The organism is Nocardia sp. CA-135953, assembly GCF_050955735.1.
GTDB lineage: Bacteria > Actinomycetota > Actinomycetes > Mycobacteriales > Mycobacteriaceae > Nocardia.
Map to the genome: position 1 here is coordinate 2,021,343 of NZ_CP192082.1, position 26,972 is coordinate 2,048,314.

Sequence of the window (26,972 nt, forward strand, 5' to 3'; positions counted from 1 at the left end):
AGGGCCGGTCGGGCGTTGCACGGCCGACCGGCGTTGAGCGACATCGAAACGAGCGGTTACCGCAGGGCCGGTGCTGTTTCGCGTTCGAACAGGTCGATGCCGCTGGTGTCGTAGGCGGCTTCGGGGAAGTTGAAGATGGCGTAGCCGAGGCCGAGTTCGCGGACGGCGGACAGGCGCTCGGTGATCTGTTCCGGGGTGCCGACGGCGGGGGAGGTGCGGAGCATGCCGTCGACGAAGGATTTGGCCTGGTCGTCGCCGATCACCGTGGCCAGGCGGGTCTGCAGGGCCGAAAGGCGTTGCTCTACTTCGGCTTCGGTGGATCCGATGACGGCGTTGAAGTTCGAGGAGCGCACAATGGCATCGAAATCGGTGCCCACCTCGGCGCAGTGCGCACGCAGGATCTCGGACTTGTGGGTGAATTCCTCCGGTGCGCCACTGAAGTTGGTGTACCGGGCGTACTTTGCCGCGATTCGCAGCGTCTTCTTCTCACCACCGCCCGCGACCCAGATCGGAATACCGCCCTCCTGCAATGGAAGTGGCCGCACGATCGCACCGTCGACCCGGTAGTATTTGCCGTCCAGTGTGGCCTTGCCCTCGGTCCAGGCTTGGCGGAAGATCTGAACGCCCTCGTCGAGCCGCCCGAGCCGCTCACCCGCCGACGGAAACCCGTAACCGTAAGCGCGCCACTCGTGTTCGTACCAGCCGCCGCCGATACCCATCTCGACCCGGCCGCCGGAGATCAGATCCGTGGTCGCGGCGACCTTGGCCAGATATGCCGGATTGCGGTAGCTGATCGCGGTACACATCTGCCCCAGCCGAATACGCGATGTGGTGGCCGCGAACGCCGCCATCAGCGTCCACGCCTCGTGTGTCGCCTCCTCGGTCGGCACCGGCACCGTGTGGAAGTGGTCGTACACCCATAGCGATTCCCAGGTATCTCCGGCATCCGCCCGCTGGGCGAGATCGCGCATCACCCCCCACTGCGCTGCCGGGTCGATATCGACCAAATCCAGCCGCCATCCCTGTGGAATGAAGATGCCGAAGCGCACAGATCTCTCCTTCATGTGTTTTCACCGAACCTAGAGGACGGCAGCCGCCCGCGCCGGCGGGGTGGGTAAGTACCGCCGCAACGATCCTCGCGGGCCTCCGATGATTGGTGCAGAGTTCGGCTCGGCCTGCGTCGAATCTCCTACTGGCCGGAAATTCGCTGGCGGCGCGGGTGCGGTCCAGGTCATGCTGAAGGTCGATGAACAAAGAAAGAAAACAGCGACTCGGCGTCGACTTCGGTCGGGTCATCCACGGGGCGGCCTTCGCGGCGGGTGCTGCGGACACCGTTTTTCTGTCCGGGGGAATCGAGCAGGCGCTGGCATCCCCGCCGAGTGCCGACGCGTTCCAGGTATTGGCGCGGCTGGTGCGTCGGTTCGACGGCCAGGCATGGGTCATCTCGAAATGCGGGCCCCGGGTTCAGGAGCGCACCCTGCAGTGGCTCGACCACCACGAGTTCTACGACCGGACGGGCGTGCCGAAGGACAACGTGCGGTTCTGCCGGGCAAGGGCGGATAAGGCGAAGCACTGCGCGGAATTGGGGATCACGCACATGATCGACGACCGCGTGGAGGTGCATCAGGCCCTGCGCGATCTGGTACCGAATCTGTATCTGTTCGGTGTACAGGACGGGCCGGTACCGGAGTGGGTGGAGCACACGCCGACCTGGCCCGATGTCGAGATCGCCGTCGGCGCCACCTTGTCATCCTGACACCGGATGTGGGTCCGGTCATATTGGAGCGAGATATCGTCGATCTTTACGCGATTCGATTGTGAACACCGGCGTCACCGCATGTATCCTTCAACCGGAAGCTGTGCGGTCGGCCCGATCCGGGCGTCGCATTCGAGAAATCCGCAGTGGTGACGGCCCTGTGGTGGCATTGAGGAGGTGGGGTTGCGATGCGCAGCGAACCTCCCAGTCGAAGGCCGCGCGGCGCCGCCCCTTCGTAAAACCGTCCTGTAGTAGTCGGTCCCGGGGTTGGTGCCCGCGGTGTGACTTCGTTCTTTCGATTCACTCGCTTATCTCGCCGTGTGCTGAGGACCTCCCATGTCGCAGACCGATCTCATCGAAGCACGTCCGACGCTGTCCGCATCCCTGCAGGACATCGTGGACACCCATCGTGTCGACGCCGCACTCGACTGGCTCGACAATCAGCAGCCGCATGTCATAGCGGACGAACTCGCACGCATGGACGCCGTCAAGGCGGGCGTCGCCTTCCGTCTCCTCGACAAGGATCTGGCGCTCGCCGTCTTCGAGGAGCTCGAACCCGTTGACCAGCAACAGATTCTGGAGGGTCTGCGCGATCAGAGCTTCCGCGATCTGGTCGAGGCAATGGATCCCGACGACCGCGCCAGGATGCTGCGCGAGGCGCCGGCGAAGGTCGCCAAGAAGGTGCTGGCCGGACTGAGCGCCCGCGAACGCCGGATGACCGCCGCACTGCTCGGCTATCCGGAAGGTTCGGTCGGGCTGTACATGACGCCGGAAGTCGTTGCGCTGCCGCGCAATCTGAGCGTGCCCGACGCTCTGCAGACGGTACGGATCAAGGGCATCAATGCCGAAACGGTGTACACGCTGCCCGTCGTCGACTCCGGTCGCCGGCTCACCGGGATTGTCGAATTGCGTGAGCTGGTGCTGAGCCGTCCCGAGACCATGGTGTCGGATCTGGTCGTCACCGAGCCGACTTTCGTGCGCGCGACCGACTCCGCCGAGAAGGCGGCGCGGCTGATGCGCGAAACCAATGTCATCAACCTGCCGGTCGTCGACAGTGAGGACCGGCTGGTCGGACTGCTCACCATCGATGACGCCGTGGAAGTTATCGAGGCCGCCGACAGCGAGGACGTCGCCAAGCAGGCGGGTTCGGCACCGTGGGAGGGCCACTACATGGCGGCCAAGGTGTTCCAGCTGGCCCGCTATCGCGCACTGTGGTTGCTGCTGTTGCTGTTCGCGGCCACTCTGACGGTCAGCGTCACCGACTTCTTCGAGGGCACCCTGCAGCAGGCGGCGCACCTGGCGCTGTTCATCCCGCTGCTCATCGGCGCGGGCGGGAATGCGGGTGCGCAGGCGGCGACCGCATGTGTGCGTGCGGTCGCCGTCGGTGAGGTGCGCGGCTCCGACCTGTTCAAGGTGATCTGGCGCGAATGCCGCGTCGGCCTGGTGCTCGGCACCATGCTGGCCACCGCGGGCTTCGCCATCGGCGCGCTGTTCGTCGATCCGGGCACGGCACTGGTCGTCGGCATCACCCTGGTCATCATCTGCGGCTGGGCCGCGACCATCGGTGGCACCATGCCATTGCTCGCGAAGCGATTCCACATCGATCCGGCGGTCGTCTCGGCCCCGATGGTCACCACCCTCGTCGACGCCACCGGCCTGATCATCTACTTCACCACCGCCAAACTGGTCCTCGGCATCTGAGGCGAAGACCGGAAATCCGGCTCGGTCCCTGCGGACCGAGCCGGATTTCATTGTGGGCGTGGGGGTTTCAGAACTCCCAGTCTTCGTCTTCGGTATTGACGGCCTTGCCGATGACGTAGCTGGAGCCGGAGCCGGAGAAGAAGTCGTGGTTCTCGTCGGCGTTGGGGGACAGGGCCGAGAGGATGGCCGGATTGACGTCGGTTTCGTCCTTGGGGAACAGGCCTTCGTAGCCGAGGTTCATCAGTGCCTTGTTGGCGTTGTAGCGCAGGAACTTCTTGACGTCCTCGGTCAGGCCGACCTCGTCGTAGAGATCCTGGGTGTATTCGACCTCGTTGTCGTAGAGCTCGAAAAGCAGCTCGAAGGTGTAGTTCTTGAGGTCGTCGCGTTCGGCCTGGCCGAGCAGTTCGAGACCCTTCTGGTACTTGTAACCGATGTAGTAGCCGTGCACCGCTTCGTCGCGGATGATCAGGCGGATAAGGTCGGCGGTGTTGGTGAGTTTGGCCCGCGAGGACCAGTACATCGGCAGGTAGAAGCCGGAGTAGAACAGGAAACTCTCCAGCAGGGTGGAGGCCACCTTGCGCTTGAGCGGATCATCGCCGCGGTAGTACTCCAGCACGATCTCGGCCTTGCGTTGCAGGTTTCGGTTCTCCTCCGACCAGCGGAACGCGTCATCGATCTCGCGGGTGGAGCACAGCGTGGAGAAGATCGAGCTGTAGCTCTTGGCGTGCACCGACTCCATGAACGCGATATTGGTGAGCACCGCCTCCTCGTGCGGCGTCGCGGCGTCCGGAATCAGGCTCACCGCGCCGACCGTGCCCTGGATCGTGTCCAGCAGCGTCAGGCCGGTGAAGACCCGCATGGTCAGTTGCTTCTCGTCGGCGGTGAGGGTGTTCCACGACGGGATGTCGTTGGACACCGGCACCTTCTCGGGCAGCCAGAAGTTGCCGGTCAGGCGATCCCAGACCTCGGCATCTTTCTCGTCGGGCACCCGATTCCAGTTGATGGCCGACACCCGATCGATCAGTTTCATCCTGCCTCCACACCCTTCCCGAGCACGCTGCCTCACGGAATTGCTACGCCCTGGACACTACTCCTTGGGGGTGACAAGTCCGTGCAGCACAACACCTTGTGTCACAGCAGTGTCTTTCGCGATGGCGCAGATGCGCCGGTGCCCACTGCCCGCGGCACCCATTGTGCGGCACGCGGTGCGAAATCCGTGCATCGCGCCGGATGGGCACAGCGTCACATTTTCACTCGCGGATGGGGAGCCCGGCAGTAGCATGGTTCGACCGTGTGGCGGCAACCGAGGGGCCCGATGTCCGCACCGACCGATCCGGATATGTCCGATCTGCTCGGCCGACTCGCGCGTGTGCCGAGTGGCCGTCGGAGCAAATGGGTGGTGCTCGGCGTCTGGATCATCGCCCTGCTGGCACTGGGCACCTTCGCCGGAAAGCTCACCGGGGGCACATGTCGCGGGTGCACGAGGAGGCGCTCGAGCATCGCACGAAGGCGGGCGCGCTCATCGGCTTGGCCGCAACGGGTGGCGTGATCACTTCGGCCGGATTGGTCCTGGCAGGCACATTCGCGGTATTCGCGACCATGCCGGTGGTGACCTTCGCCGAAATGGGCATCGTCATCGCCGTCGGCGTGCTGCTCGATACCTTGATCGTGCGTTCGATCCTGGTCACCGCCCTGACGCTGGATATCGGCGACTGGATCTGGTGGCCGAGCGCATTGGCTCGGCCCAGGGTGGCCGCCGAACGCGAGCCGGAGACCAGTCTCAGTAGGTGACCCGCCGCCGCATTGCCGTATTTCGGCTGCGGCGAGGGTTACGTTGTGGCCGTCGGTTTACCACGCGTTTCGCCAAGGAGGGTGTGTTATGACCAGTCCCGGCCCGACCAAAACCGGACCCGCGCTCAATGACATGACGATCTTCGCGGGCATATTGATTCTGATCACCGGCATACTGCATCTGCTCGCCGCCATAGCGGCCATCGCCAAGCGTGACTTGTTCGTCTTGACCGAGGATCAGGTCTTCCAGGTGAATGTCTCGGCCTGGGGCTGGGTTCACCTGGTGATCGCGGTGTTGATCATTATCGCGGGCATCGGCATTGTCACCGGACAGACCTGGGGTTATCTGGCGGGTATCGTGATGGCCTCGATCAGCCTGCTGGACAACTTCCTGTTCGCGCCGATGTATCCGTTCTGGTCGTTGGTGATGATCGCGCTCGACGTACTCATCATCTGGGCGCTGGCGCGGCAGATCGGCGCTGAAAACGGAGTCGCGCGATAGGTCCTGGGAGCAAGTGGTGGTCATGTGCCCGGTTCCGGCGTCGGCGCCGCCGCGAGGTGCTCATCGAGTACCGGCGCGATGATCGAGAGTGCGTGCGGCGAGGTCAGGTCGTTGTGGGTGAGGTCGATATCGTGGTTGACGACCCGGCCGGAGGCGTAGGGCCGCCAGCCGTCCGGCCCGACCATATCGGAGCTGTCCACGGTGGCGCTGAAATAGAGCAGGTCGCCCCGGTAGACCGGGCGGTGGTAGCCGGTGCGGGTGCGCGCGGCCGCGTTGTAGGAAGCCGCCATTCGCTCGATGATCTCGGCGTCGATGAGTTCCATACCGAGTCGGGCCTCGATGAGTTCGGCGGCCTCCTGGGCACTGGCCTCGGCGGGAACGTCTTCGATGCCGAAGATCGCGCCGAAGGTATTGACGAATGCGCCCGCGGAAAGCTGTTCGATGGAATCGCTGTCGATATCGGCATGGTCGCTGTCCAGAAGTGCCACGACACCGACGGTTTCGCCCGCCGCATGCAGTTTCGCCGCCATGGCGTGTGCGATGAGGCCACCGAAGGACCAGCCGAGCAGGTGGTACGGCCCGTTCGGCTGGACGGCGCGGATTTCGCGGATGTACCGGTCGGCGGACTCCTCGATGGAGCGCGCCGCCGGTTCGCGGCCGCTGAGTTCCGGGGCCTGTAGCCCGTAGATCGGGCGGCCCGGCCGCAGCCGTTCCGCGAATCCCAAGTAACTCCAGGACATTCCGGACGACGAGTGAATGCAGAACAATGCGGGCTCGGTGCCGCCGAGCCGAATCGGCAGCAGCACCTCGAGACCGAGTCCGCCCGGCGCGGCGGCGGTTTCGCGTGCCGCGACCTGTGCGGCTATCGTCACGGCTTCCTCGTCGGCCGCGCGCTGCGCCGCCGGGGTATGCGCGAAATGGGCTGCCGCACTGAGAATCTCGTACCACAGGCGGGACAACTCGGCGATCTCGGAGCGGTCCACGAGTGGTTCCGGGAAGCGGAGATCCGCGTGTAACCGATCGTCGATGACGACCGCGCTGATCTCGATCGCGGACGCGACCGGCAGTTCGGGATGCTCATCGGCGCGCAGGTCACCGAATTCGTCGGTGGCGGACCAGCCGAGCCCTTCGAGTCCGGCGGGAATATCGACATCCGAGTGCCGACCGAGGTATTCGAAGCTGATCCGGCCCGGCAGTCGAGTCGGAAGTTGTTCTGCTGCACTGGGATCGAGGTAGCGCAGCATCCCGTATCCGATGCCCTTGTCCGGCACCGCTAGCAGCTGGTGTTTGATCGCGCGGATCGCCGCGCCCATCGTCGCACCGCCCGCGCAGGCATCATCGATATCGATCGCGGACAGATCCAGCCGCGCCGGGTAGATACTGGTGAACCAGCCGAGTGTCCGATTCAGATTCGCACCCGGGATCGCATCCCGCCTGCTGTCGCTCGTCAAGCGCAGCAGGGCCGTCGGCTCGTCCGCATCCCGCCACCGCACCAGCGCCAATGTCAGCGTGGTGAGCAGAGCATCGGTGACCGCGCCCTGGAACAGTTCCGGCAGTGTGGCGAGCAGTGCGGTGGTGACCTCCTCGGATACCTCGAATCCGACCGTGCGCAGTGTGTGCGCCTGATCGATCGCCGGATCGAGCTCACGGGAGCCGATCAGCGGATCGGGACTGGCGATCACGTCCTGCCAGTACTCGAGTTCGGCGCCGCGCCGTTCGGTCCGCGCCTCCTCGACGAGGGCATGCGACCACCGACGCATCGACGTACCGACGTCGGCGAGCACAGGTGTGTTCCCGACCGAAACCTGCGCCCACGCGGCGATCAAGTCCGCCACCAGAATTCGCCACGACGCACTGTCGACGGCGAGTCGGTGCGCCAGCACGATCAGGCGGCCCGATCGCGTCCTTGCTCCGGCATCGCCGACCGGATCGAGCCAGACAGTTTGCAGCACAATGCCATTCGCCAGGGAGAGCCGATCTGCCGCGGAATCCAGCTCGGTGGCGGCATATTCGCGCAGATCGAGCGCGTCGGCTCCGGCATCGTATTCGATGCGGTGCACCAGCGTGTCCGCATCGACCGAGCCCGGTTCGTCGACCCGCCACTGCCAGCCGTCCTCGGCTCGCCAGAGCCGCGAGCGCAGTATGTCGTGGCGATCGACCACCGCGGCGAGTGTCGCGACGAGTTGCGCACGCTCGACGCCGACCGGAAGTTCCAACGCCGCGGACTGCGCGCAGCGGTCGATCTCGCCGCCACGCTCGACCAGCTCGTGCACGCTCGGAGTGAGTGGCAGCTCGCCGATTCCGCCGCCGGGCAGTTCGTCGAGCGTCACGACCGGCCCGGCCACCACAGCGGCCAATGCGGCGACCGTGCGATGTTCGAAGACCTGCAGCGGCGTGCACTGGATGCCGTGCATTTTCGCGCGGGAAACCAGTTTGATCGCCATGATGCTGTCGCCACCGAGCGCGAAGAACGAATCGTCGACGCCGACCTTGTTGCGGTCGAGCAGCTCAGCGTAGATCCGCGCCAGGATTTCCTCCGTGGGAGTCGTCGGAGCGCGGTACTCGGTCTCCTCGACGACGAACTCCGGTTCCGGCAATGCTTTTCGATCGAGCTTGCCCACGGCGTTGAGCGGGATGGCATCCAGGACCACGAATGCGGCGGGCACCATATACGCGGGCAAGGTATCGGCGGCGAACGCGCGCACGCGGGCGATATCGAGTTCGATACCGGGCTTGCGCACGAGATACGCGGCGAGCGCCGTGGATCCGGTGGGACCGGGAACGCCGAGGGTGACCGCGAAGTCGACCCCGTCCGCGCGCCCGAGAACCGCGTCGATCTCACCCAGCTCGATGCGCTGACCGCGCACCTTGACCTGGAAGTCGGTGCGGCCGATGTATTCCAGCTCCAACCCGGCCGCCCGAATCCAGCGCACCAGGTCGCCGGTGCGGTACATGAGTTCGCCGGGACCGCCGAAGGGATTCGCGATGAAGCGCGCGGCGGTCAGGCTCGGCCGGGCGTGATAGCAGCGGGCCAGCGCGGAGCCCGCGAGGTACAACTCGCCCGCGACACCGACGGGCACCGGACGCAGCCGATCATCCAGGACCAGTACGGCAGCACCGCGAATCGGCGCACCGATGGTGACCGGCGTACCCGCGGCGAGGGGCGCGGAACCTGTTGCCCAGATGGTGAATTCGGTCGGACCGTACAGATTCACCATGCTCCGGCCTTCGCACCAGCGTTCGACCAATTCGGCGCCGACCGCCTCGCCCGCCACCGCGAGCACCCGCACACTCGACACCTCTGCGGGATCAATGGTGGCCAGTGCCGACGGCGTGATCACCATATGCGTGACCTGCTCGGCGGCAATCAATTCGGCGAGCGCACTACCGCCGAACACCTCCGGCGGCGCAACCACCGACGCGCCGCCGGAGCCGAATGCCATCAGCGCCTCGAAGACCGATGCGTCGAAACTCGGTGAGGCGACCTGCAATACCCGCGAGTGCTCGTCGACGCCGAGCGATTCCCGTTGTGCCGCAATGAGGTCGGCGATACCGCGATGGGAGACAGTGACGCCCTTGGGTGTTCCGGTCGAACCGGAGGTGTAGATCATCCAGGCGGGGTTGTCCGGACGGATCGATTGCGACGACAACGCTACGTCACTTGCCGCCTGTCGGCGGCCGCTGAACTCGGCATCGTCGAGCACCAGCCATTCGGTGCTGTCGGGCAGCAGTGGCCGATAGGCGGCGAGGGTGAGGCCCACCCGCGCACCGGAATCGGTGAGCATGTGATCGATGCGATCCACCGGATGTTTCGGATCGACCGGAAGGAAGGCGGCACCGGCCTTCGCGGCCGCCCACATGCCGATCAGGAGTTCGGCGGAGCGGGGCAGGCCAAGAGCCACCACGGTTTCCGTGCCGACGCCCGTTTCGAGCAGGACACGAGCCAACCGGTTCGACTGCGCGTCGAGTTCACGGTAGGTCGTCGTGCGTCCGTCGGCGACCAAAGCCGGGCGGTCCGAATAGGATGCGGCGGATGCGGCGAGCGCGTCGGTGAGGGTCGTGGTCCCCGCGGTCTCGGTGCCGCGCACCGGAACCAGTTCGATGCGTTCGGATTCGGCGAGGATATCGATATCGGCCAGGCGGATATCGATGTCCGAGACGATCGCGGCGAGCACGCGACGCCATCGATCGACGAAAATCGCCACCGTGGCTTCGTCGAAAAGGTCTGTCGCGTAGGTCAATACACCCTCGACGCCGTCAGGGCCGTCTGCGGTGAAACGTTCACGCAGATCGAGCGTCAGGTCGAATTGCGAGGCGCCGCGATCGAAATCCTCCACCTCGAACCGCAATCCGGGCAGTTCCAGGACCGGTTCGACGAAGTTCTGCAGTGACAGCGACACCTGGAATATCGGATGGTGTGCGGTCGATCTGGTCGGATTGAGCACCTGGACGAGCCGTTCGAACGGGACATCGGTATTGCCGAAGGCATCCAGATCCGCGGCCCGCACGGTCGCGAGGAACTGCCGGAAGCCGGTTGCCGGATCGACCGGCGTGCGCAGGGCCAGCGTATTGACGAACATGCCGACGAGTTCGTCGAGTGCCTCCTCACCACGGCCTGCGACGGGCGTGCCGATCACGACATCGTCGGTACCGCCGAGCCGGGCCAGCAGCACCGCGAGCGCGGCGTGCACGACCATGAATACGCTGACATTGTTCGCGGCCGCGAATTCGATGATGGCGCTGTGCAATTGCGCGTTCAGCGTGAAATCGACGTCGGCGCTGCGCATCGACTGTACCGCCGGGCGCGGGCGATCGGCGGGCAGCTCCAACACATCCGGCGCACCGCCGAGGATATCGGACCAGTACCGGATCTGCCGTGCCGCAAGCGATTCCGGATCCGACTCGTCACCGAGCAACTCCCGATGCCATAGCGCGAAATCGGCGTACTGCACGCCGAGCGGCACGCGGGTCGTGTCGGCACCGCTGGTCCGCTCCGAGTACGCAGCCACCAGATCGGCCGCCAAAGGTGCCATGGAGGCGCCGTCGGCGCTGATGTGATGGACCACGAGCACGACGACATGCACCGAGGGCGGCTCGACCACAACTGGCGCTTCGGCCACGAGGGGACCCGACGACACCGGCGGAACATCCATCGAAGCGTGCGACGACACCGGCGGAACGCCCGCGCCGGCGCCGGAGGACACGGGCACCGATCCCTTGCCGTTCGCACCGGTACCGTCGCCGATCCGGAAGATGCCGACCCGCAGCGGCGGCTCCTTGGTGATATCGAATCCGGTGCCCGCCAAGGCATTGATCCGATGGCGCAGGGCCCCGGTATCTCCGGTGTCGATCACGGTCAACTCCGGCGCGGCGGCCGCCGTACCGATCACCACCTGACGGGGTCCCTCCGCATCGGCGGGGTAGATGGTGCGCAGGCTCTCGTGCCGCTCGACCACATCGGCGAGCGCATGTTGCATCGCCGCCACATCGAGGTTTCCGGTGAGCCGCAAGGCGACCGCGATGTTGTATGCGGGCGAGGCCGGGTCCATTCGATTGAGGACCCACATGCGCTGCTGGGCCGGGGACAACGGAATTCGGTCCGGACGGATCCGTGGTGCGAGCGTGAACCGGCCCGGCTTGCCGTCGGTGGCCGGGATGACCCGCGCGGACAGTTGGGCAACGGTCGGCGCGTCGAACAGATCGCGCAGCGCGATGGTGGAGCCGAGGGACGAATTGATCCGGGCGACAACCTTGGTCGCGCTGAGTGAATTCCCGCCGAGTTCGAAGAACGACTCGTCGGCGCTCACCTGCTCGCTGCCGAGCACCTCGCCGAATACCTCGGCGACCGCTCGTTCGACCCGTGTCCGCGGCGCGAGATACGGCCGCTTTTCCGCCGAGAAGTCCGGCACCGGAAGGGCTTTGCGATCCAGCTTGCCGACCGGGGTCAGCGGAATGTCGTCGAGCACGACCAGGTATCCGGGCACCATATAGCTGGGCAGTTCGGCCGCCACCTGCTCCCGCAGGCGCTCGGGATCGAGTTCGGTGCCCGTGGTCGGCAGGACATACGAGACCAGCACGGTCGCGCCCGCCGGACCGGTGAGGCCGATGGTCACCGCGTATTCGACCTGTTCGTCGCGTGCCAGCACGGCATCGATTTCGCCGAGTTCGATCCGCAGACCACGGATCTTGACCTGGAAGTCGCTGCGGCCCAGATACTCGAGCTCGAGCGCGTTATCGGCACCGGTGACCCATCGGACCATATCGCCGGTCCGATACATCCTTTCCCCGGCCGCGCCGTACGGATTCGCGATGAAGCGCGCCGCGGTCATCTCGAACCGATTGAAGTAGCCGCGTGCCAGCGCCGGACCGGCCAGGTACAGCTCACCGGCGATGCCCACCGGTACCGGGCGCAGCCAGGTATCGAGCACCAGATTCGACGCGCCGCGGATCGGCCCGCCGATGGTGATCGGTTTCCCCGGTAGCAGTTCGGCGGCGCTGGTCGCGCAGATGCTGAATTCGGTGGGGCCGTACAGATTCACCATCCGCCGCCCGACCGCCCAGCGGTCCACGAGTTCGGGTGAGACGGCCTCGCCCCCGACCCCGAGCACCCGCAGGTCGGCAAGGTCGGTCGGTTCCATCGTGGCCAGCGCCGACGGCGTGATCACGGCGTGGGTGATCCGCTCGGCACGTAGCAGCTGTTCGAGATCGTTGCCGCCGTAGACATCCGGTGGTGATACCACCAGGCGGCCACCGGTCGAATGTGCTACCAGCAGCTCGAGGACCGATGCGTCGAAACTCGGCGACGCCACCTGTAGCGAACTGAGAGAGGGATCGAGTTCGAGTTCCTCGCGCTGTGCGGTGGCCACATTCGCGATGCCGCGATGGCTGACCAGGACCGCCTTGGGCTTACCGGTGGAGCCCGAGGTGTAGATCAGGTAGGCGGTCTGGTCGATATTGATGGGGCCGCCGCGCTCTTCGTCGGTAATGGGTGCGTCGGAGACGAGCATGACCCGTCGAATCGTGTTCAGGTCGTCCAGCAGCAGCCAGTCGATGGTGCCGGGCAGCGTCTCACCGATCGCCGTGACGGTCACGCCGATCGGGGCCTTCGAATCGGTGAGCATATGCTCGATCCGCTCCACCGGATAGCTCGGATCCAGCGGCAGGAAGGCCGCGCCGGATTTGGCGAGCGCCCAGACGGCCACCACGGATTCCAGTGATCGGGTGAGTGCGAGGATGACGAAGATCTCCCGACCGACACCGCGGCCGAGCAGCACCCGGGCGAAGCGGTTGGACCAGGCGTCGAGTTCGCCATAGCTCATGGTGAGATCACCCGCGGTGATCGCGATGGCATCCGGATCAATGCGCGCGCCCGCCGACAGGATGTCCGGAAGTGTCTGCGGCGGAACCGATTCCGCGCCACGCATGGGCGCCAGGGTGGCCAGTTCGGCGTCGTCGCAGTATTGCAGTTGGGAGACCAGGGCATTCGGGTTGTCGGCGAGTTGGGTCAGTAGCCGGACGAAGCGATCCAGCAGTGGTTGTGCCGCCGCGCGATCGAGCTGGTCGGCCATGAATTTCAGGTTGATGCGCAGTGTGTCGTGCCCGTCTTCGCCGTGCACCGGAATGACCATGAGGCCCAACGGGTAGGGCGTCGCGTCGGTGCCCGCGATATCGAGCACCCGCATCCCCGCGATATCGAGCGCCTGCGACAGCGCCTCCCGGTCGATCGGATACGACTCGAATACGGTGAGCGTGTCGAAGAGTTCGGCGAGGCCGACGGCCCGGTGGATGGCGGCCAGCCCCACATGCTGGTGGTCCAACAGGCGCGCCTGCTCGGCCTGGATGCGGGTCAGCAGGTCGGCGACCTTCTCCGCGGGATCGAGCTGGACCCGTACCGGGAGCGTATTGATGAACAGTCCGACCATCTCTTCGACACCGGGCAGCTCCGGTGGCCTACCGGATACGGTGCCGCCGAACACTACATCCGTGCGCCCGGTCGACATGGCGAGCAGCATTGCCCATGCGGCCTGCACCACCGTGTTCACCGTCGCGCCGGATTCACGTGCGGTGGTCTCCAGCCGCTCGACCGTGGCCCGGGTCAGATCGTGCGTGATCATTCCGGCCTCGGTCGATTCGATCCCGGCCAGCGACGGGACCGCGCGCGTCGGCGAATCCACGCCGGCCAGCGATTGCGTCCACGCGGCGAGCGCGGCCTCGTTGTCCTGCTCGTCGAGCCACGCCAGGAACTCCCGGTACGAGCGCGCGGGCGGCAGTGCGGAGGTGTCGCCCCTGGTGACGTAGAGCGTAAGCAGCTCGCGCACCAGCAGTGGCGTCGACCAGCCGTCAAGCACCAGATGGTGATTGGTCATGACCAGCCGATAGGTATCGGCCCCGGTGCGGATCAGGGTGAAGCGGATCAGCGGTGGGCGGTCGAGCTCGAATCGGGTGCGGGCATCGACGGCGATGAGGCGGTCGAGTTCGCGGTCGAGTTCGTCGGCGTCGGCAATATCGGTGAGATCGATATCGTGCCAGCGGATTTCGCCGCCGGTGAGAACGAGCTGGCGCGGACCGTCGTCGGTTTCGGCGAAGGCGACGCGCAGGTTCTCGTGCCGCTCCAGCAAGGCCTGTGCCGCACTGCGCAAGCGGGCGGCGTCGACGGTGCCCGCCAGGGTGAGCAGTGATTGGACGGTGTAGTCGTCGGCGGTATCGGTGTCGTAGAGCGCATGAAAGAGCAGACCGTACTGCAACGGCGAAAGCGGCCAGACGTCGACGAGATTCGGGTAGGTGCGTTCCCAGCTCTCGATCTGCTGTTGCCGCACCGGGACCAGTTCGAAGTCGGACGGGGTGCGTCCGCCCGCGCCCGGCGAGCCTGCGTGCGCCGCGAGCGCGCGCAGCGCTTGCGACCACAGCTCGGCGAGCTGAGCGACATCCGCCTCGTCGAGCAGCCGCGCGGCGTAGGCCCAGGTGACCTCCAAGCCGACATCGGTGAGCACGGCATTGATATCGACGACCGCGGCCAGCGGCGCCGACTCGTTGTGCGTCGCCGCGAAACGCTGTGGCAGCCACGCTCCCGCGTGCCCGCCGGTGAGCGCACGGCCGAGATAGTTGAAGCTGAGCTGCGGGATCGGCGCGTCCGCGAGGGCGGCGGCGGACTCCGGATGCTGATAGCGCAGCATGCCGTAGCCGATGCCCTTGTCCGGCACCGCACGCAGCTGTTCTTTGACCTTCTTGATCGCGGTGCCCGCCGCGGTACCACCGGCGAACGCGTCGTCGAGATCGATGCCGGTCACATCGATGGCCACCGGGTAGATGCTGGTGAACCAGCCTGCCGTGCGTGCGATATCGGCGCCGGGCAGCAGCGTCTCGGAGCGGCCGTGGCCTTCCAGGGTGAGCAGTGCGGTATTGCGATCGCGCCAGCGGCTCACCGCGAGGACGAGTCCGGTGAGCAGGAGATCATCCGCGCCGCAATGGAATTGGTCGGGAAGCGTGGCCAGTACGGTGTTGGCGATATCCGGGTCGACGGTGGTCCGGCACTGGCCCATGGTGGCGACGACGTCGACCGCGGGATCCAGTGCTGCCGAGCCGATGACCGGATCCGGGGTGGCCAGCATTTGTTGCCAGAGTGGCAGTTCGGCCACCCGATCGGGCGCCTGTTCGGCTTGACCGTATGCCCACCGCCGGAACGAAGTGCCGACGGGGGCGAGTGCGCCGCCCGCCGCCGCGATCGCCAGGTCCGGCAGCAGGATTCGCCAGGAGACGCCGTCGGTCACCAGATGGTGCAGCACCAGCCAGCACAGTGGATCGGCCCCCGCCCGCTCGATCAGCACGAAGCGCGCGACGACACCCGCCTCGGGATCGAGCAGATCCGCCGCCTGTTGTAATTCGCGTTCGTAGCTGCCATCGGAGTCCGCGTCGACCGCGACTACCTCGATCAAATCATCGGCGGTTGTCGAATCACGCTCGGCGACAACCCATTCCCAGCCCTGCTCGGTATGCCGCAGGGTGGAGCGAAGCACATCGTGATGGTCGATGAGCGCTTGGACCGCGGCGCTGAGCTGGTCACGGCCGAAAGCCTCCGGGAGACCGATCAAGACGGCCTGACCGAAGCGGTTCCAGGTCGGTCCCTGCTCCACCATGGCGTGCACGATCGGCGTGAGCTCCACGGAGCCGACCCCGCCGCCGGGCAGTTCGGCGACCGTCTGCGCGCGCACATCGGTCGCGATCGCGGCCAGCGCGGCAACGGTCTTGCGCTCGAACACATCTCGTGCACTGAAGCCGATCCCGGCGGCCTTCGCTCGCGATACCAGCTGGATGGAGACGATACTGTCACCGCCGAGCGCGAAGAAGCTGTCGTCGACACCGACCGTGTCGAGTCCGAGGACATCGGCGAACAAGTCGGCCAGCGCCGCTTCGCGCGGCGTCGACGGTGCCCGGCTCGCGACGGCTCGGACACTGAAATCCGGTGCGGGCAGGGCCCTGCGGTCCACCTTGCCGAGCGGTGTCAGCGGAATGCTGTCGAGCACCATGACGACCGAGGGGACCATATAGGCCGGCAGCGCTTCGCCGGCAGCGGCTTTCAGTGCCTCCGGGTGAATCTCGGTGCCGGGCTTGCCGAGCACATACGCCACCAGTGCGGTCACTCCGGTGGGAGTCTTCGCGCCGATGGTGAGTGCGAAGTCGACATCGGGCTGCCGTTGCAGCGCGGCATCGATCTCGCCGAGTTCGATGCGGAACCCGCGCACCTTGACCTGGAAGTCGCTGCGGCCCTGGTACTCCAGTTCGTCGTCTGCGGTCCACCGCACGAGATCGCCGGTGCGGTACATCCGCTCACCCAGCGCGTACGGGTTGGCGACGAAACGGCTGGCGGTCAGCCCGTTGCGCTGGTGATAGCCGCGCGCGACGCCCGCGCCGGCCAGATACAGCTCACCGACCGCGCCGCGGGCCACCGGCCGCAGCCACGGGTCGAGCACGACAGCGGTGACGCCGAGCGCGATGCTGCCGATGGTCACCGGCCCGCCGGGCCGCAACGGCCCGCTCAAGGTCACGGTGACGGTGGTTTCGGTGGGCCCGTAGCCGTTCAACAGCGTCCGACCGGACCAGGTGGTCACCAACTCCGGCGGACACGCGTCACCACCGACGACGATCGTCCGCAGATCCGGCAGCGTCGCCGGGTCCAGCGAGCCCACCACCGTCGGAGTGACATTGAGATGGGTGACCCGGTGCGCGCGTAGAACTTCGGCCATCTCCTCACCCGCATACGCCGACGGCGGCACGACGGCGAGCGTCGCACCCGCCGCGAGGGTGACCAGGATCTCCTCGACGGAAATATCGAAACTCGGCGAAACCGCGTGGGCCACTACCGAATCGGCGTCGACACCGAATCCGGCGCCGGAACCGGTGACCAAATTCGCCAGGCCGCGATGCGACACCAGCACACCCTTGGGCAGTCCCGTCGATCCGGAGGTATAGATGATGTAGGCGATCTGATCCAGGCGTACCGGTCCACGGCGGTCGGCATCGGTGATCGCCGCCGAATCTTGCGCCGCCACCGTTTCGGCCGTCGCGTCGTCGAGCAGTAGCCAATTCACGCGGTCCGGCAAGGACTTTCGCGCCGGGTGCACGGTCAAGCCCGCGACGACCCCGCTGTCGCCGACCATATGCTCGATCCGGTCGGCGGGGTAGGTCGGGTCGATGGGGACGAATGCCGCACCGGACTTCGCCACCGCGAGCGTGGCGAGGACGGATTCGGCCGAACGCGGAATCGAAATCGCGACGGTGCGTTCGGGTCCGGCGCCCGCCGCGATCAGCACGCGGGCCAGGCGGTTGGTGTACTCGTCGACCTGACGGTAGGTCATGCTGGTGTCACCGCTGCGCAGCGCCACCGCCGCCGGATCGAGTGCGGCACCGGCCGCGATGATTTCGGGAAGGGTGCGCGGTGTGACCGCCCCGGGTCCGCGCGCGGGCACCAGCCGATCCTGCTCCTGCGGGGAGACGACCTGGACGGTACTCAGCGGCGCATCCGGTCCGGCGGCCAGAAACGCGTGCAGGAACCTCGAGAAGCGAGCATGGTGTGCCGCCAATTCATCGGTGCTGTACAGGTTTCCGTTGCCCTGCAGATCGATGTGGGTGCTCTCGCCGCCGACGCCCGGATACAGGTTGAAGAACACGTCATCGATCAATCCGGATGTCAGCACGTGCAGTCGTCCGGTGACCGAGCCGAGCTGAATCCTGGTGTCCACCATCATCAAATTGACGGCCGGACCGAACGACGAAGCCTCGTCCATCGACCAGCCGAGATCACGGACGATGTCCTCCTGCCGGTAACGCTGTCTGCGCAGCGCCCCGGTCAGCTCGCTTTGCGCTGCCCGGATCACGTCACCGACCGTCGTGGTCGGTGACAACATCAGGCGCATCGGAACGACATTGGCGACCATGCCGCCGGAGCGGCGAAGTGCCGCCGTGGTGCGCCCCGAAACCGGCAGGCTCAGCACCACTTCGGGCGCACCGGTCATCGCGGCGAGATAGGCGCCGAAGGCGGCGACGATGGTCGGCGCGGCGTTCGAGCCGGCCGCCTTCGCCACGGTATCGAGCAATTCGGCCGTCGCGGCGGGCAGTGCGCCCGAGACCCGGCTCGGCGGCGCGTCGACATCGGCCTCGCGACCCGCGAGATTGACCGGGTCGGCCATTCCGGCGAGATGCTCGCGCCAGTACTCGCGGTCGGCGTCGAATCGGTCCGAGCCGCGGTAGGCCAGATCGGCTTCGGCTATTTTCTGCAGTGGTTCGGCCTTGGCGGGCGGTGCCTCGCTGCCCTCGATGGCTGCGTTGTAGATCTCGCCGGTGCGCTGTACCAGTGCGAGCGCACCCATTCCGTCCAGCACGATGTGGTGCATGCGCGAGTACCAGAACCAGTGATCATCGGCCAGTCGCAGCATGGCCACCGCGACCAGTCGGTCGTGCATCAGATCCAGCGGCGCCGAGTACTCCGCGCGCATCCAGACATGTGCCGCTGCCTCGGGATCGGGTTTATCGCGCAGGTCGATGACGGTGAGTTCGTCGGCAATGGTGGTGTCGACGAGCTGGTACGGCTGACCCTCGACATCGAGCAGCCGGACATATCCGGTCCCGAACTCGCGCCCGGTTTGCTTGGCAGCCGCGGTGAGTGCGTCGAGATCGAGTTCGCCGATCAGTTCGACGTACTGTGCGATCGAGATAGGCGTATCGCCCGCGATGTGCTGGGCGAACCAGATGCCGCGCTGAGCTGCCGACAGCGGGAACGCGCTGTCGGGCGGTGCGGTGCCTACTTTTTCGTTCGAGGACGATGGCTGTTGCATAAAGCACACCTGCGTTCTGACGTCTGGAGCGGTGGTTTACCGCTGGTCCCGACCGTCGCGTAGTAGCAAGTTCATTTTGGACCGGCGCCGAGCCGACCGAAGGCGTATTGACAACACTGTGTTCGATCGACGGCGTCCCAGGGGGTTAGGTGGTCGCGCGGCGCTGCCGCATTTGGGCCTGGCACACGCGCCGCAGCGCGCCCGAACTCCGTGGGTTCGGGCGCGCAGGCTGAATGGCAGGTCAGGCGGACTTCCGCTCGGTCAGCCGATCGGCATCGGCGATCGGGGCGTCGGAGCTGACCAGGTAGCGCTGCAGCGTCGAGCGGTCGTCCAGGATCAGCCAGTCGATGGCATCGTTGAGCTCAGGGCGGCGGGCTTTGGTGGTGATGCCGATGTAAGCGCCGGAGACAGCGGTCGCGTCCTCGGCCACCGATGCCGGAGTCGCGCCGAGCTTGACAACGGCGGATGCGGCAACCGTGGCTTCGATCTGCGGGTCGATCGCCAGCGCGATTCGCGTGTTCACGGCGGCGCCGCGGTTGATCAGCACTCGGGCCAGCCGGTTCGCCCACCGATCCAGTTCGACGTTGGCGAGCGTCCCGGAGTCGTTCGGGACCGCACACAGCTCGAGCTCGGCCGCCTTCCGCAGGCGCGGCTGCAGCTGGATGACGTTGGTGGCGGGCGCTTCGACCAGAGTGCTCATTGTGATCCCCTCATAGATTTCCGTCTTTGTTCTCGGTGCCCTTCTAATCTCGCTGCCGGGAGGGATTGGCGACAGCTACCCAAGCGCTGGTGGGAGCACTCCAAGGGTGAGCGAATCCATACCCAAGGTGTGTTGGACCGGACCGACGGAGCAACCCACAACCACAACGGAGCGGTCTTAGGAGGCCTGTTCGCGGTCGGTTTCGCGTGTGAGTTGTGGAAGCGTGTGTGCCGCAGGTGGGGGCTTCGATCGTGCGGCGCGTGCGCATTGGTGCTGAATGATTCGCTGTTGGTGGCTGCGTTGGAGGGGGTCTTAGGAGGGCTGTTCGCGGTCGGTTTCGCGTGTGAGTTGTGGAAGCGCATGTGCCGCAGGCGAGGGATTCGACCATTCGATGCAAGTGCATCAGGTACTGAACGATCCGCCGTCAGTAACCACCACGGAGCGAGTCCTACGAGCGACCGTTCGCGGCCCGTCTCGCGTCCGAGCGGCCGAAGCGCATGCGACGAAGTCGCGAGTCTCGGCCGCTCGGACGCGAGACACCCGGGGGCCGCGAACCCGCCGCGGCCACGCGGCCAAAGATTCAGTCGGTGACGAAACCGTTCAAACTGGTGCGCAGGTCGGCGAGCAGTGCGCGGGCCGCGGTGAGGCCGTCGCCGTGCCACACGGTGTCTTCGACCGCGAAGACGCGCTTATCGGCGGAGGCGCCGAGATCCTTCCAGGCATCGCTGCGCAGCACCGACTTACCGTGCGCTGCACCGGCCTCGCCCGCGAAGACGACGTAGATGATGTCGCCCTCGACCTTGGTCAGGTCCTGCTCGGTCACGTCGAAGGAGGTGCCGCGCTGCGCGGTCGGCCGCTGTACGCCGACATCGGCGAGGACCTGTCCCGCGAAGCTGTTGCTGCCCTGGACCTGGTCGTGATCGGCGGTGAAGCGGACCACCGAGGCCTGGGACTGGCTGGCGGCCAAGGCATTACCGGTTTCGCGCGCCTCGGTGCGGTAGTTCTCCAATGCCGTTGTCGCGGCAGTGCGACGGCCGAGACCCGCTGCAAGCGTGCTGAATTCGGTCTGCCAGCCGCTGCCGGGATCGGCGAGTACGGTCGGCGCGATCGCCTGCAATGCGGCGAAACCGCCTGGGCCGCTCGACATATCGCCGATGATCAGGTCGGGATGCAGGGCCGCGATCTGCCCGAGATCGGGTTGTGCCGCCGAACCGACGCCGGGAATCTTCAGCACGCCGTAGCCGAGATACATGGGCTGCGAGCGGGGCCCGTCGATCGGAACCGCGCCGACGACCCGCTCCCACAGGCCGACCGCGCAGGTGGCGTCCAGCGCTGAGGTGGACAGCACCACGACGCGCTGTGGATCGGCGGGCACTTCCGAGGTGCCCGCGGCGTGGGTGACGGTGCGGGTCTTGCCGTTCGACGGATCCGGTGCGCTCGGCAGCGGGCAGGCCTTCGAGGTGTCGCGCTCCAGGCCGACCACACCGGCACCCGCGATATTCGTCGTGGTGCGAATGATCGAGCTGGCGTCGTCCTTCTGACTGCAGCCCGCGACGAGCAATGCGGCGCAGAGCAGGGCGACCGCGCTGCCCCCGTGCCGTACCGCGCGATTCCTGGCGGTGCCGTATCGGGGGGAGTCCGTGCGGTTTCGGGTGCGAACAGGGGCGCTCACCGGCATGCGGGTGAGGGTACCGCGTGGCGTGGGTGCCGGGACGCGAAGGCCACCGCCGCGTGCGCCTCGCATCCGGACCACGTTCGCGACCGCGCGGAATCCCGCTGTCGTACAGGGGATTCCGCGCGGTCGTCGGATCGGCTACGTGGCGTTGCCGCCGATGCCGAACCGTGCCCCGGTCGGATCGGCGACCTGTGCGATCCGGCCGTAGGGGGTGTTCTCGGGCTGGGCCAGCACGGTGCCGCCCAGTTCGACGACCTTCGCGACAGCCGCGTCGACGTCATCGGCGCCGAAGTACACGGTCCAGCCCGCCGGTACGCCCTCGGGCAGGAAGGCCGAGGCATCCATGACACCGCCGAGCATGGGGGTGGTGGCATGGATGGTGGTGTAGCGGAACTCCGGGGAGTCGGAAATGGCGAAGGTATCGCTCCAGCCGAAGACGTCGCGGTAGAAGTCGAGCGAGCGGGCGTAGTCACGGGTGTGCAGTTCGAACCAGGACGGGATGCCGACGTGGTCGCTCCAGGTGCCGCCCGAGGCGATGCCGATGGTCTCGAATCCGCCGAAGGTGCCGGTCTGCCAGATGCCGACGCCCGCGCCGCCGACATCGCCGAGCACGGCCATCGCGCCGAGATCGCCCACATCCATGGGCGCCACGACGACCGCGCCGCCGTGCTCGGTGGCCGCGTCGGCGGTGGCCTCGGCATCGGGCGAGGCGAGGTAGACCGTCCATTGATCGGGTCCCTCGGCCCCGTCCGCGGTCTTGCCCATGCCGCCCGCGACGGCCTTACCGTCCTTGCGGAAGGTGATGTAGCCGCCGAACTCCTCGTCCGCGCGGTCGGCGGTCCAGCCGAACAACTGGCCGTAGAAGGCGATGGCCCGGTCTGGATCAGAGGTGTAGATGTCGACCCAGCAGGGATCGCCGGTCTTGGGTGCGGGCCCACCCGTCGCCCGACCGCCGCCTCTCATCGAATCGCTACGCGATGCAGTACTCATCAAAGGTCTCCTTGCGAGAGTGGATCACTGTCACCGATAGAGACGTCGGCTGCCTGGGAAAGTCATCGCTAGCGTCTGCTTGCAGGTCGCTCGAAATGGTCGGCGCACAAGGTGCGGGATTTCATGATCGCCGGATCAGTGGGTTGACGTCGCCCATACCGCGAAATACGACACAGAGTAGGACCCGTGCGGATGGCTGTCGCAGCACGGTTTACGATCTCAGGAGCGCAAGCGAACTCCTCGTCTGTCCCCGGTAGTGGGGCGGATGCGAGCAGCGGAGCCTGCGGAGCGACCTAAAGGCACCTTCAGGAGGATCAGTGACTGCCGTAGAGCCAAAGCCAGTCCCTCAGTTGGAAGCGACTCGGCCGTATCCGGCTCGGACCGGGCCGAAGGGCTCGTTCATCGTCAAGATGGTCACCACCACCGACCCCAAGGTCCTCGGTGTCATGTACCTGACCACCTCGATGGCGTTCTTCCTCATCGGTGGTCTGATGGCCCTGCTGATGCGTGGTGAGCTGGCCCGGCCGGGCCTGCAGTTCCTGTCCCCCGAGCAGTTCAACCAGCTGTTCACCATGCACGGCACGATCATGCTGCTGTTCTACGCGACCGCGATCGTGTTCGGCTTCGCCAATATCGTCCTGCCGCTGCAGATCGGCGCGCCCGACGTCGCCTTCCCGCGACTGAACGCCTTCAGCTACTGGCTGTACGCATTCGGCGCGACCATGGCGACCGCGGGCTTCATCACCCCCGGTGGCGCCGCGGACTTCGGTTGGACGGCGTACGTCCCGCTGACCGACATCCTGCACTCGCCCGGCGTCGGCACCGACCTGTGGATCCTCGGCCTCGCGGTCTCCGGTCTGGGCACCATCCTCGGTGGCGTCAACATGCTGACCACCGTGGTCTGCCTGCGTGCCCCCGGTATGACCATGTTCCGTATGCCGATCTTCACCTGGAACATCGCTGTCACCAGCGTGCTCGTGCTGCTCGCCTTCCCGCTGCTGACCGCCGCGCTGTTCGGCCTGGCCTACGACCGCCACCTCGGTGGGCACATCTACGATCCGGCCACCGGCGGCATCCTGCTCTACCAGCACCTGTTCTGGTTCTTCGGCCACCCCGAGGTGTACATCATCGCGCTGCCGTTCTTCGGGATCGTCTCGGAGATCTTCCCGGTCTTCTCGCGTAAGCCGATCTTCGGTTACACCACGCTGGTCTACGCGACCCTCGGTATCGCGGCGCTGTCGATCGCGGTGTGGGCGCACCACATGTACGCCACCGGCGCCGTGCTGCTCCCGTACTTCTCGTTCATGACCTTCCTGATCGCGGTGCCGACCGGTGTGAAGTTCTTCAACTGGATCGGCACCATGTGGCGCGGCCAGCTGACCTTCGAATCGCCGATGCTGTTCTCCCTCGGCTTCCTGGTCACCTTCCTCTTCGGTGGTCTGTCCGGTGTCATCCTGGCCTCGCCGCCGCTGGACTTCCACGTCACCGACTCGTACTTCGTCGTCGCCCATTTCCATTACGTGCTCTTCGGCACCATCGTGTTCGCCACCTACGCCGGCATCTATTTCTGGTTCCCGAAGATCACCGGACGCATGCTGGACGAGCGCCTCGGCAAGTGGCACTTCTGGACCACCTTCATCGGCTTCCACACCACCTTCCTGGTGCAGCACTGGCTGGGCGCCGAAGGCATGCCGCGCCGCTACGCCGACTACCTGCCCAGCGACGGATTCACAACGCTGAACACCATTTCCACGATCGGCGCCTTCATCCTGGGCGCGTCGATGCTGCCGTTCATCTGGAATGTCTTCAAGAGCTACCGCTACGGCGAAGTGGTCACCGTGGATGATCCGTGGGGTTACGGCAACTCGTTGGAGTGGGCCACCACCTGCCCGCCGCCGCGGCACAACTTCTACGAACTGCCCCGCATCCGGTCCGAACGACCGGCATTCGAGCTGCACTACCCGCACATGGTCGAGCGGATGCGGGCCGAGGCGCATGTGGGCTGGGGTTCGGGCAAACATGCCACCGAGGTGCACGAAGGCGCCTTGGCAAAGCACTAGGCGGTGGCCGGGCATTCGTCCGTCCAAACGCGCAGAGAGTGAGCCCACCGGGTGAGTGAGCAACTACATTGTCCGGCAGAGAGGTACCCGGCAATGCAGTAGCGTCGCCATGATGAGTGTGCACCTACTGATCATCAGTGGGTGCACACTCATTTGTGGGACCAGCATTGACCGCAGCGTTGCGACATCGGGGTCCAGCACAGCTACGGCAAACAACTAACTTGGAGCACCTCAGTTGGCCGACACCATCGTCCTCGTCACCGTCACCGGACCCGACCGGCCCGGTGTGACCTCCGTGCTGCTCGCGGCGATGTCGCGGCATCACGTGAGCCTGCTGGATGTGGAGCAGGTCGTCATCCGCGGCCGACTGACCCTCGGCGTGCTGGTCACCTGCCCGAGCGATCCGGAGGCGCTGCAGGACGAGCTCGAAGAGGCGATGAATACCGTCGGCATGCATGTCGACGTCGAGGTCGACGCGCAGATCGGCAGGCAGCCCATGTCCACCCATGCGGTGGTCATCCTCGGCGCGCCGGTGACCGCGCGCGCATTCAGTTCGGTCTCCCGTCAGCTCGCCGCGCTCGGCGCCAATATCGACACCATCCGCGGCATTGCCGACTACCCGGTGACCGGCATGGAGCTCCTGGTCACCGCGACCGACACCGGCCCCGATTCCGATGCCCGACTGCGCACGGCGCTGGCCGAGGCCGCGGTCGCCGAACAGGTGGACGTGGCGGTGGAGCGGGCCGGATTGGCCCGCCGTGGCAAGCGGCTCATCGTCTTCGACGTCGATTCGACCCTGATCCAGGGCGAGGTCATCGAGATGCTCGCCGCGCACGCCGGGGTGGAGGATCAGGTCCGCGAGGTCACCGAGGCGGCCATGCGCGGCGAAATCGACTTCGCCGAATCGCTGCGTCAGCGGGTGGCGACCCTCGAGGGGCTGGACGAATCGGTGATCGAGGAGGTCGCCGACCGGATCGAGCTGACCCCGGGCGCGCGCACCACCATTCGAACCCTGCGCCGCATCGGATTCCGCTGCGGTGTGGTGTCGGGCGGCTTCCGTCAGGTGATCGAACCGCTCGCGCACGAACTGGAATTGGACTTCGTGCAGGCGAATACGCTCGAGGTCGTGGACGGCAAGCTGACCGGCCGGGTGGTCGGCGAGATCGTCGACCGCGCCTTCAAAGCCACCGCGCTGCGCAAATTCGCGGCGGAGGCGGGCGTGCCGATGGAGCAGACCGTGGCCGTCGGCGACGGCGCCAACGACATCGACATGCTCAATGCGGCCGGACTCGGCGTCGCCTTCAATGCCAAGCCCGCGTTGCGCGAGGTCGCCGATGCGGCCCTGTCGCATCCTTACCTGGACGCGGTCCTGTTCATCCTCGGCGTGACCCGCGATGAGGTGGAGGCCGCCGATGCCCGCGACGGCGGAATCCGTCGCGTCCCGCTCGTCGGCAGCTGATCCGTCAGTGGCTGGACCGGCCACTTCGAGTCGGTAGGCGCGCTGGGAGTTGATCATCGGCGAACGGCGCGAGTCCGCTAAACCCCTAATCGGGAATGCGGCGGGCCTCACGAAACTTGCACTCATACGTCCGGCGGCCGAAGGTCGGAGCCGACCCCGCACAAATGGTTTCATCGACGATCAAGGTGGAGTGATGGCGAGTTTCCCGGAGGGCACTGCCGGAGTCCGGGACAGCGGTGACGCGGCGGAGGCCGAATTGTCCACGGGCATTGCGGGATTCCGCATTCGGCATGCGGAGCTGGCTCGCGGCTACGGCGGTCTCGGCGATCCCGAGGATCCCGCCATGGTGCAGGCCATGCAGATGGTGCTGCACATTCCGAAGATCGATCCGCCTCGGCGCGCTGCGCTGCTGGAGGCCGCGGCGGCGGCCACGGTGGCGCTGTGCCTGGATGAGCGGGTCGGGCCCGACAGGGAGTGGGAGCAGCGGTTCCTGGCCTGGAAGCGCTCGCGGATCCGCAAGGTGGCGCGGCGGGCGCGCGGTGCGCAGTGGCTGGCCGCCAACGAGGTGGACGGGGTGACCGTCGAGGTGGACGGTGCGCAGGCGCGGGCATTCGTGCCGGGGCCGGTGGGCGAGGTCGATCCGCGGATCAGGCGGCTGCAGATCAACGGCACCGACCTCGAACACGACGATCCCGGACCCGCCGATCCCGATCTGCCGGTGCTGTGGGTGAATGCGAAGCTCGGTATGACGCTCGGCAAGGCCGCCGCCCAGGTCGGTCACGCCAGCATGTTGCTAGCCGGTATGCTCACCGTGGACGAGGCACGGCGGTGGTCGCAGCGTGAGTTCCGATGCGCGGTGCGCGAATCCGGACCGGAGCAGTGGGCGTCGCTGTGCGAGCAGGTGTCTCGTGGGCGGGCGGTCGCGGTGCGCGACGCCGGTTTCACCGAGGTCGCTCCGGGGTCGATGACTGTGATCGCGGTGCCCGGACAATACTGATCGGCTGGGGGTG

General features: G+C 66.4%; 12 protein-coding genes and 1 pseudogene. 7 read left to right on the forward strand and 6 right to left on the reverse strand.

Annotation, left to right across the window (positions count from 1 at the left end; genetic code table 11):
• Window positions 1–56: 56 nt before the first annotated feature.
• Entirely contained in the window at window positions 57–1,049 is a 993-nt protein-coding gene (locus tag ACQPXH_RS09370; protein WP_433603386.1) for an LLM class F420-dependent oxidoreductase, read from the reverse strand.
• Between the two features lie 197 nt (window positions 1,050–1,246).
• Here ACQPXH_RS09370 and ACQPXH_RS09375 point away from each other — a divergent pair, with 197 nt between their 5' ends.
• Entirely contained in the window at window positions 1,247–1,756 is a 510-nt protein-coding gene (locus ACQPXH_RS09375; protein ID WP_433601925.1) for a hypothetical protein, read from the forward strand.
• Between the two features lie 336 nt (window positions 1,757–2,092).
• Window positions 2,093–3,457 (forward strand): magnesium transporter, encoded by a 1,365-nt coding sequence (gene mgtE / locus ACQPXH_RS09380; RefSeq protein WP_433601926.1) that lies wholly within the window; start codon window positions 2,093–2,095, stop codon window positions 3,455–3,457.
• Between the two features lie 67 nt (window positions 3,458–3,524).
• On the opposite strand, the gene nrdF is transcribed toward mgtE, so the two are convergent.
• Window positions 3,525–4,487: a class 1b ribonucleoside-diphosphate reductase subunit beta gene (gene nrdF / locus ACQPXH_RS09385; RefSeq protein WP_387289513.1), complete on the reverse strand. Its 963-nt coding sequence runs from the start codon at window positions 4,485–4,487 to the stop codon at window positions 3,525–3,527.
• A gap of 437 nt (window positions 4,488–4,924) precedes the next feature.
• Here nrdF and ACQPXH_RS09390 point away from each other — a divergent pair.
• Together ACQPXH_RS09390 and ACQPXH_RS09395 are read left to right on the forward strand one after the other, a co-directional pair.
• Window positions 4,925–5,248, forward strand: a pseudogene (locus ACQPXH_RS09390) (MMPL family transporter); the annotation flags it as partial.
• An 88-nt stretch (window positions 5,249–5,336) separates the two neighbouring features.
• On the forward strand, window positions 5,337–5,750 hold the full coding sequence (locus ACQPXH_RS09395) for a DUF7144 family membrane protein (protein WP_433601927.1): 414 nt from the start codon (window positions 5,337–5,339) through the stop codon (window positions 5,748–5,750).
• Window positions 5,751–5,770: 20 nt separating this feature from the next.
• Here ACQPXH_RS09395 and ACQPXH_RS09400 read toward each other — a convergent pair whose 3' ends face one another.
• The 4 genes from ACQPXH_RS09400 to ACQPXH_RS09415 all read right to left on the reverse strand — a co-directional run bounded on the left by ACQPXH_RS09400 (window position 5,771) and on the right by ACQPXH_RS09415 (window position 22,416).
• Window positions 5,771–19,078: an amino acid adenylation domain-containing protein gene (locus tag ACQPXH_RS09400; RefSeq protein WP_433601928.1), complete on the reverse strand. Its 13,308-nt coding sequence runs from the start codon at window positions 19,076–19,078 to the stop codon at window positions 5,771–5,773.
• Between the two features lie 241 nt (window positions 19,079–19,319).
• Window positions 19,320–19,778, reverse strand: a complete 459-nt coding sequence (locus ACQPXH_RS09405) for an AMP-binding protein (RefSeq protein WP_433601929.1) — start codon at window positions 19,776–19,778, stop codon at window positions 19,320–19,322.
• 580 nt (window positions 19,779–20,358) lie between these two features.
• Window positions 20,359–21,456: an ABC transporter substrate-binding protein gene (locus ACQPXH_RS09410; RefSeq protein WP_433603387.1), complete on the reverse strand. Its 1,098-nt coding sequence runs from the start codon at window positions 21,454–21,456 to the stop codon at window positions 20,359–20,361.
• Window positions 21,457–21,591: 135 nt separating this feature from the next.
• Window positions 21,592–22,416, reverse strand: coding sequence for a VOC family protein (locus tag ACQPXH_RS09415; protein WP_433603388.1), 825 nt, complete (start codon window positions 22,414–22,416; stop codon window positions 21,592–21,594).
• Window positions 22,417–22,760: 344 nt separating this feature from the next.
• On the opposite strand from ACQPXH_RS09415, the gene ctaD reads away from it, so the two are divergent.
• The 3 genes from ctaD (at window position 22,761) to ACQPXH_RS09430 (ending at window position 26,959) form a co-directional block, all read left to right on the forward strand.
• On the forward strand, window positions 22,761–24,503 hold the full coding sequence (gene ctaD / locus ACQPXH_RS09420) for an aa3-type cytochrome oxidase subunit I (protein WP_063046341.1): 1,743 nt from the start codon (window positions 22,761–22,763) through the stop codon (window positions 24,501–24,503).
• 235 nt (window positions 24,504–24,738) lie between these two features.
• A complete protein-coding gene (gene serB, locus ACQPXH_RS09425; protein ID WP_433601930.1) occupies window positions 24,739–25,962 on the forward strand; it encodes a phosphoserine phosphatase SerB in 1,224 nt (407 codons plus the stop codon).
• A 193-nt stretch (window positions 25,963–26,155) separates the two neighbouring features.
• A complete protein-coding gene (locus ACQPXH_RS09430; RefSeq protein ID WP_433601931.1) occupies window positions 26,156–26,959 on the forward strand; it encodes a peptidyl-tRNA hydrolase in 804 nt (267 codons plus the stop codon).
• The last annotated feature ends 13 nt before the right edge of the window (window positions 26,960–26,972 follow it).